The sequence below is a fragment of the Ideonella livida genome, assembly GCF_010499455.1.
Classification (GTDB): Bacteria; Pseudomonadota; Gammaproteobacteria; order Burkholderiales; family Burkholderiaceae_C; genus Ideonella; species Ideonella livida.
In genome coordinates, this window is the sequence record NZ_JAAGOH010000064.1 from 1 (window position 1) to 8625 (window position 8625).

Sequence of the window (8625 nt, forward strand, 5' to 3'; positions counted from 1 at the left end):
CGGTCGAGTCATTGCCTTCGCCACCGCTGACGGTGTCATTGCCGGCGCCGCCGTCCACGGTGTCGTCGCCCACACCGCCGTCGGTCGAGTCGTCGCCTTCGCCGCCTGCGGTCGAGTCATTGCCTTCACCGCCGGTCACGGTGTCGCTGCCGGCGCCGCCGTCCACGGTGTCGTCGCCCGCGCCGCCGTCGGTCGAGTCATCGCCTTCGCCGCCTGCGGTCGAGTCATTGCCTTCACCGCCGGTCACGGTGTCATTGCCCGTACCGCCATCCACGGTGTCGTCGCCCACACCGCCGTCGGTCGAGTCGTCGCCTTCGCCGCCTGCGGTCGAGTCATTGCCTTCACCGCCGGTCACGGTGTCGCTGCCGGCGCCGCCGTCCACGGTGTCGTCGCCCACACCGCCGTCGGTCGAGTCATCGCCTTCGCCGCCTGCGGTCGAGTCATTGCCTTCGCCACCGCTGACGGTGTCATTGCCGGCGCCGCCGTCCACGGTGTCGTCGCCCACACCGCCGTCGGTCGAGTCATCGCCTTCGCCGCCTGCGGTCGAGTCATTGCCTTCACCGCCGGTCACGGTGTCGTTGCCCGTACCGCCGTCCACGGTGTCGTCGCCCACACCGCCGTCGGTCGAGTCGTCGCCTTCGCCGCCTGCGGTCGAGTCATTGCCTTCGCCACCGCTCAAGGTGTCGTTGCCGGCGCCACCGTCCACGGTGTCGTCGCCGGCACCGCCGTCGGTCGAGTCTTCGCCTTCGCCGCCTGCGGTCGAGTCATTGCCTTCGCCACCGCTGACGGTGTCATTGCCGGCGCCGCCGTCCACGGTGTCGTCGCCCACACCGCCGTCGGTCGAGTCGTCGCCTTCGCCGCCTGCGGTCGAGTCATTGCCTTCGCCACCGCTCAAAGTGTCGTTGCCGGCGCCGCCGTCCACGGTGTCGTCGCCCGCGCCGCCGTCGGTCGAGTCGTCGCCTTCGCCGCCTGCGGTCGAGTCATTGCCTTCACCGCCGGTCACGGTGTCGTTGCCCGTACCGCCGTCCACGGTGTCGTCGCCCGTGCCGCCGTCGGTCGAGTCGTCGCCTTCGCCGCCTGCGGTCGAGTCATTGCCTTCGCCACCGCTGACGGTGTCATTGCCGGCACCGCCGTCCACGGTGTCATCGCCGGTGCCGCCGTCCACGGTGTCGTTGCCGGTGGCGCCTTCGACGCTGTCGTCGCCCTCGCCGCCGTCGGTGCTGTCATTGCCCGAACCGGCGCCCAAGGTGTCGTTGCCGGTGCCTCCGGCCAGGGTGTCGTTGCCGGTGCCGCCACTGACGCTGTCGTCGCCTTCACCGCCGGCGCTGCTGTCATCGCCGGCACCACCGGTCACGGTGTCGTTGCCGGCACCGCCGTCCAGCGTGTCGTTGCCGCCGCCGCCGTTCACGGTGTCAGCGTCCGCGCCGCCGTCCCGAATGTCATCGGCCTGGCTGGTGCTGAGGAGGAAGCCATCGCTGACGCGCAGCGTGACGGTGTGGCCGTCGCCGTCGTCGAGCAGATAGTCCTTGTAGCCCGCGGGGGTATCGCCGCCCGAGGTGTCGGTCCAAGTGGCGCCGACGATCAGGAGTTCGTCTTCGGCATCACCGCGGATCGTGAGTTGCGGGCTGCCGGCCGGCAGCAAGGCCAGCACGTCCGCCACCGACAGACGCAGTTGGCTGCCTGAGTCTTCGCCCGGCAGCGCGCCATCGCGCATGTCGATGATTTCGATGTTCTTGAGTTGGACCGTGTCGTCGGTCAGGTCGGCATCGCCCAGCAACACCAAGGTATCGGTGCCGTTGCCGCCGTCAATGAGTTGGTCCTGGCCGTCGTAGACCAGGGTGTCGCTGCCGTCTCCGCCACGCAGCACGTCGCTGCCGGAGCCGCCCAGCACGGTGTCGTCGCCCTCGCCGCCTTCCACGGTGTCGTGGCCTTCACCACCCGACACCAGGTCATTGCCTTCGCCGCCGCTGACGGTGTCGTCTCCGGCGCCGCCGTCCACGGTGTCGTCACCCGCGCCGCCGCTGGCGCTGTCGTTGCCTTCGCCACCGCCCACAGTGTCGTCGCCAGTGCCACCGTCCACGGTGTCGTCGCCGGTGCCACCGTCCACGGTGTCGTCGCCCTCGCCGCCAGTGGCCGAATCGTTGCCTTCGCCGCCGGACACGGTGTCGTGGCCCGCACCGCCGTCCACGGTGTCATCACCCACACCGCCGTCGGCCGAGTCATCGCCTTCACCGCCGGCGGTGCTGTCGTTGCCTTCACCGCCGGTCACGGTGTCGTCACCCACGCCGCCCGATACGGTGTCGTTGCCGGCGCCACCGTCCACGGTGTCGTCACCGGTGCCACCATCGGCACTGTCGTCGCCTTGGCCGCCAGCAGTGCTGTCGTTGCCTTCGCCACCGCTCACGGTGTCGTTACCCGCACCGCCGTCCACAGTGTCGTCACCCGTGCCGCCGTCGGCCACGTCATCGCCCTCGCCGCCGGCGGTGCTGTCGTGGCCTTCGCCACCGCTCACGGTGTCGTTGCCCGTACCGCCGTCCACGGTGTCGTCGCCCACGCCGCCGTCAGCCGAGTCATCACCCTCGCCGCCGGTGGTGCTGTCGTGGCCTTCGCCACCACTCACGGTGTCGTTGCCGGCACCACCGTCCACGGTGTCGTCGCCGACGCCGCCATCGGTGCTGTCTTGGCCTTCGCCACCCGTGGCGGAGTCATTGCCTTCGCCACCGGTCACGGTGTCGTCACCGGCACCGCCGTCCACGGTGTCATCGCCCACGCCGCCGTCGGTGCTGTCGTCGCCTTCCCCACCTGTGCCTGAGTCATTGCCTTCGCCACCGGTCACGGTGTCGTCACCGGCACTGCCGTTCACGGTGTCATCGCCCACGCCGCCGTCGGTGCTGTCGTTGCCTTCGCCACCCGTGGCTGAGTCATTGCCTTCGCCACCGCTCACGGTGTCGTTGCCGGTGCCGCCGTCCACGGTGTCGTCGCCCACGCCGCCGTCGGTGCTGTCGTCGCCTTCCCCACCGGCCGTGCTGTCGTTGCCTTCGCCACCACTCACGGTGTCGTTGCCGGTGCCGCCGTCCACGGTGTCATCGCCGGTGCCGCCGGCGGTGCTGTCATCGCCTTCACCGCCAGCGGTGCTGTCGTTGCCTTCGCCACCACTCACGGTGTCGTTGCCGGCGCCGCCGTCCACGGTGTCACTGCCAGTGCCGCCGTCCACGGTGTCGTCACCGCCACCGCCGGTGGCGCTGTCATCGCCTTCACCGCCGCTGGTGGTGTCATTGCCGGCGCCGCCGCCCAGCGTGTCATTCCCTGTGCCGCCGTCCAGAGTGTCGTTGCCGGTGCCGCCGGTGACGCTGTCGTCGCCCTCGCCACCGCCCGAGCTGTCATCACCGGCGCCGCCGGCGACGGTGTCGTTGCCCGCGCCGCCATCCAGCGTGTCGTTGCCGCCCGCGCCGTTGACGGTGTCAGAGCCCGACCCCCCGTTCAGGCTGTCTTCGATTTGGCTGGTGTTGAGCACCAAGCCATCGGTCACGCGCAGCGTGACGGTGTGACCGTTGCCATCGTCCAGCAGGTAGTCGGTGTAGCCGGCGGGTGTGTTGCCACCTGTGGTGTCGGTCCAGGTGGCGCCCACCACCAACACTTCATCACCCAACTCGCCCAGCACGGTGAGCAAGGTATCGCCTTGCGGCAGCAGGGCCAGCACCTCGTCCACGGACAGGCGCACCTGGCTGGCGGAGTCTTCGCCCGCGATGGCGCCGTCGCGCAGGTCCAGCACTTCAAGGTTGCTCAGGACCACCGTGTCGGTGGTCAGGTCGGCATCGTCCAGCAGCACCAAGGTGTCGGTGCCGTCGCCACCCTCGGCGGCTTGGTCTTGGGCGTCGTAGACCAGGGTGTCGTTGCCCGAGCCGCCTTGCAGCACGTCGCTGCCGGCACCGCCGGTGACGGTGTCATCGCCGTCACCGCCGTCCACGGTGTCATCGCCTTCGCCGCCATCGGTGGCGTCGTTGCCGGCGCCACCACGCACGGTGTCGTTGCCGCTGCCACCGGTCACGGTGTCATCGCCCTCACCACCGTCCACGCTGTCGGCGCCTTCGCCGCCATCGGTCAGATCGTTGCCCGCGCCGCCGTTCACGGTGTCGTCGCCGGTGCCGCCCGAGACGGTGTCATCACCGTCGCCGCCGTCCACACTGTCGGCGCCTTCGCCGCCTTCGGTGACGTCATTGCCTGCGCCACCGCTCACGGTGTCGTCGCCAAAGCCTCCGGTGACGGTGTCGTCGCCCTCGCCGCCGTCCACGCTGTCAGCGCCTTCGCCGCCGTCGGTCACGTCATTGCCGGCGCCACCGCTGACGGTGTCGTCGCCCGTGCCGCCGGTGACGGTGTCATCACCTTCGCCGCCATCCGCGCTGTCGGCGCCTTCGCCGCCGTCGGTCAGGTCGTTGCCCGCGCCGCCGCTCACGGTGTCGTCGCCCACGCCGCCAGTGACGGTGTCGTCGCCTTCGCCGCCGTCCACGCTGTCGGCGCCTTCGCCGCCATCGGTCACGTCGTTGCCCGCACCACCGCTGACGGTGTCGTCGCCGGTGCCACCCGAGACGCTGTCATCGCCTTCGCCGCCGTCGGTCACATCGTTGCCCGCGCCGCCGTCCACGGTGTCGCTGCCGGCGCCGCCGCTGGCGGTGTCGTCGCCTTCGCCGCCGTCCACGCTGTCAGCGCCTTCGCCGCCATCGGTCACGTCGTTGCCGGCGCCGCCGCTCACGGTGTCGTCGCCGGTACCGCCGTCGACCGAGTCGTCGCCTTCGCCGCCGTCGGCCAGGTCATTGCCTTCGCCGCCGCCCACGGTGTCATCACCCGTACCGCCGGAGACGCTGTCATCACCCGTGCCGCCGTCGGCCACGTCGTTGCCTTCGCCGCCCGCCACGGTGTCGTCACCGGTGCCACCGTCCACGGTGTCGTCGCCGGTGCCACCGCCGGTGGCGTCATGGCCTTCGCCACCGCTCACGGTGTCGTCGCCGGCGCCACCGTCCACGGTGTCATCGCCCACGCCACCATCAGCAGCGTCATCGCCTTCGCCGCCAGCGGTGCTGTCATTGCCTTCGCCACCACTCACGGTGTCGTTGCCGGCGCCGCCGTCCACGGTGTCATCGCCCACACCGCCATCGGCGGCGTCATCGCCTTCGCCGCCGGCGGTGCTGTCATTGCCTTCGCCACCGGACACGGTGTCGTTGCCGGCGCCGCCGTCCACGGTGTCATCGCCCACGCCGCCGTCGGCGGCGTCATCGCCCTCGCCACCGGCCGTGCTGTCATTGCCCTCGCCACCGCTCACGGTGTCGTTGCCGGCGCCGCCGTCCACGGTGTCGTCGCCGGTGCCGCCGTCGGTGCTGTCGTCGCCTTCGCCGCCAGCGGTGCTGTCGTGGCCCTCGCCGCCGCTCACGGTGTCGTTGCCGGCACCGCCGTCGACGGTGTCGTCACCCACACCGCCATCGGTGTTGTCATCACCGTCGCCGCCGGCCGCCGAGTCACTGCCTTCGCCACCGCTCACGGTGTCGTTGCCGGCACCGCCGTCGACGGTGTCGTCGCCCGTTCCGCCGTCGGTGGAATCATCACCGTCGCCGCCGGCGGTCGAGTCGTTGCCCTCGCCACCGGACACGGTGTCGTTGCCCGCACCGCCGTCCACGGTGTCGTCGCCCACACCGCCGTCGGTGCCGTCGTCGCCTTCGCCGCCAGCAACCGAGTCATTGCCTTCGCCGCCGCTCACGGTGTCGTGGCCAGCGCCGCCGTCCACGGTGTCGTCGCCGGCACCGCCATCGGTGCTGTCGTCGCCTTCGCCGCCAGCAACCGAGTCATTGCCTTGGCCGCCTTCGACGGTGTCGTCGCCGCTGCCGCCGTCCACGGTGTCATCCCCCGTGCCGCCGTCCACGGTGTCGCTGCCCGCACCGCCGTCCACCGAGTCGCTGCCGGTGCCGCCGGTGCTGCTGTCGTCACCTTCGCCGCCACCCACGGTGTCGTCGCCCACGCCACCGCCCAGGGTGTCGTTGCCGGTCCCGCCGTCCAGGGTGTCATCGCCCGTGCCGCCGCTGACGCTGTCGTCGCCAGCGCCGCCGCCGGCGCTGTCGTTGCCCGCACCGCCGTTGACGGTGTCATCCCCTTGGCCGCCGTCCAGCGTGTCGTTGCCACCGGCGCCATTGACGGTGTCGGAGCCCGAGCCGCCATTGAGGCTGTCTTCGGTTTGGCTGGTGCTGAGCACAAAGCCGACGGTCACACGCAGCGTGACGGTGTGGCCGGCGCCGTCGTCCAGCAGGTAATCCTGGTAGCCCGCCGGCGTGTGGCCGCCGCTGGTGTCCGTCCAGGTGGCACCGACCACCAGCACTTCGTCACCTTCGTCGCCCAGCACCGTGAGCAAGTCGCTGCCCTGCGGCAGCATCGCCAGCACGTCGGCCACCGACAGGCGCACCTGGCTGGCCGAGTCCTGCCCTTCGATGGCACCGTCGCGCAGGTCCAGCACCTCGATGTTGCGCAGCTCCACCGCGTCGGTGCTCAGGTCGGCATCGCCCAGCAGCACCAGGGTGTCGGTGCCTTCACCGCCGTCTGCGGTCTGGTCTTGGGCGTCGTACACCAGGGTGTCATTGCCCGCACCGCCTTGCAGCACGTCGCGGCCTGCACCACCCGTGACGGTGTCGTCACCTTCTCCGCCGTCGACGGTGTCATTGCCTTCGCCGCCGTCGGTGGCATCGTTGCCGGCGCCGCCGCTTACGCTGTCATCGCCGCTGCCGCCGGTCACGGTGTCATCGCCCGTGCCGCCGTCCACCACGTCATCGCCTTCGCCGCCATCGGCAGCGTCATTGCCAGCGCCGCCGGACACGGTGTCGTCGCCCGTGCCGCCGTCCACCGCGTCGTTGCCCTCACCGCCATCGGTGGCGTCGTTGCCAGCGCCACCGCTCACGGTGTCATCGCCCGTGCCGCCGTCCACGGCGTCATCGCCTTCGCCGCCTTCGGCCGCGTCGTTGCCAGCGCCACCGCTCACGGTGTCATCACCCGTGCCGCCGTCCACGGCGTCATCGCCTTCGCCGCCGCCAGCCGCGTCGTTGCCGGCGCCACCGGACACGGTGTCATCACCGGTGCCGCCAGACACGCTGTCGTCACCTTCTCCACCGGTGGCCATGTCATTGCCTGCGCCACCGTCCACGGTGTCGTCGCCCGTGCCGCCGTCAGTGGCATCGTTGCCCGCACCACCCGCCACCGTGTCGTTGCCGGAGCCACCCTCCACGGTGTCAGCGCCGTCACCACCATCAGTCACATCGTTGCCAGAACCACCGCTGACGCTGTCATTGCCTGCGCCGCCAGACAGGGTGTCACTGCCCGTGCCGCCGGAGACGTCGTCGTTGCCCTGACCGCCTTCGATGGTGTCGTCGCCAGCGCCACCGGTGACGGTGTCATTGCCACGCCCACCATCCAGCGTGTCGTTGCCGCCGGCGCCGTCCAGGGTGTCAGAGCCCGCGCCGCCGTTGCGGCTGTCCTCGGTTTGGCTGGTGCTGAGCACAAAGCCATCGGTCACACGCAGCGTGACGGTGTGGCCCGCGCCGTCGTCCAGCAGGTAGTCCTTGTAGCCCGCCGGCGTGTGGCCGCCGCTGGTGTCCGTCCAGGTGGCACCCACCACCAGCACTTCGTCACCTTCGTCGCCCAGCACCGTGAGCAAGTCGCTGCCCTGCGGCAGCATCGCCAGCACGTCGGCCACCGACAGGCGCACCTGGCTGGCCGAGTCCTGCCCTTCGATGGCACCGTCGCGCAGGTCCAGCACCTCGATGTTGCGCAGCTCCACCGCGTCGGTGCTCAGGTCGGCATCGCCCAGCAGCACCAGGGTGTCGGTGCCTTCACCGCCGTCTGCGGTCTGGTCTTGGGCGTCGTACACCAGGGTGTCATTGCCCGCACCGCCTTGCAGCACGTCGCGGCCTGCACCACCCGTGACGGTGTCGTCACCTTCTCCGCCGTCGACGGTGTCATTGCCTTCGCCGCCGTCGGTGGCATCGTTGCCGGCGCCGCCGCTTACGCTGTCATCGCCGCTGCCGCCGGTCACGGTGTCATCGCCCGTGCCGCCGTCCACCACGTCATCGCCTTCGCCGCCATCGGCAGCGTCATTGCCAGCGCCGCCGGACACGGTGTCGTCGCCCGTGCCGCCGTCCACCGCGTCGTTGCCTTCGCCGCCGTCGGCCGCGTCGTTGCCGGCGCCACCGCTCACGGTGTCATCGCCGGTTCCGCCGTCCACCGAGTCGTCACCTGCGCCGCCTTCGGTCACGTCATGGCCGGCGCCACCGCTCACGGTGTCATCGCCCGTGCCGCCGTCCACGGCGTCATCGCCTTCGCCGCCGCCAGCCGCGTCGTTGCCAGCACCGCCGGACACGGTGTCGTCGCCCGTGCCGCCGTCCACGGCGTCATCGCCTTCGCCGCCTTCGGCCGCGTCGTTGCCGGCGCCACCAGACACGGTGTCGTCGCCCGTGCCGCCGTCCACCGCGTCATCGCCTTCGCCGCCGTCGGCCGCGTCGTTGCCGGCGCCACCGGACACGGTGTCGTCGCCCGTGCCGCCGTCCACGGCGTCATCGCCTTCGCCGCCGCCAGCCGCGTCGTTGCCGGCGCCAC

Annotated in this window: 1 protein-coding gene; it reads right to left on the reverse strand. The window is 71.2% G+C overall.

From position 1 onward, the window contains the following. The coding region (locus G3A44_RS22860; protein WP_203561543.1) for a hypothetical protein at positions 1-8625 on the reverse strand (8625 nt) is incomplete at both ends.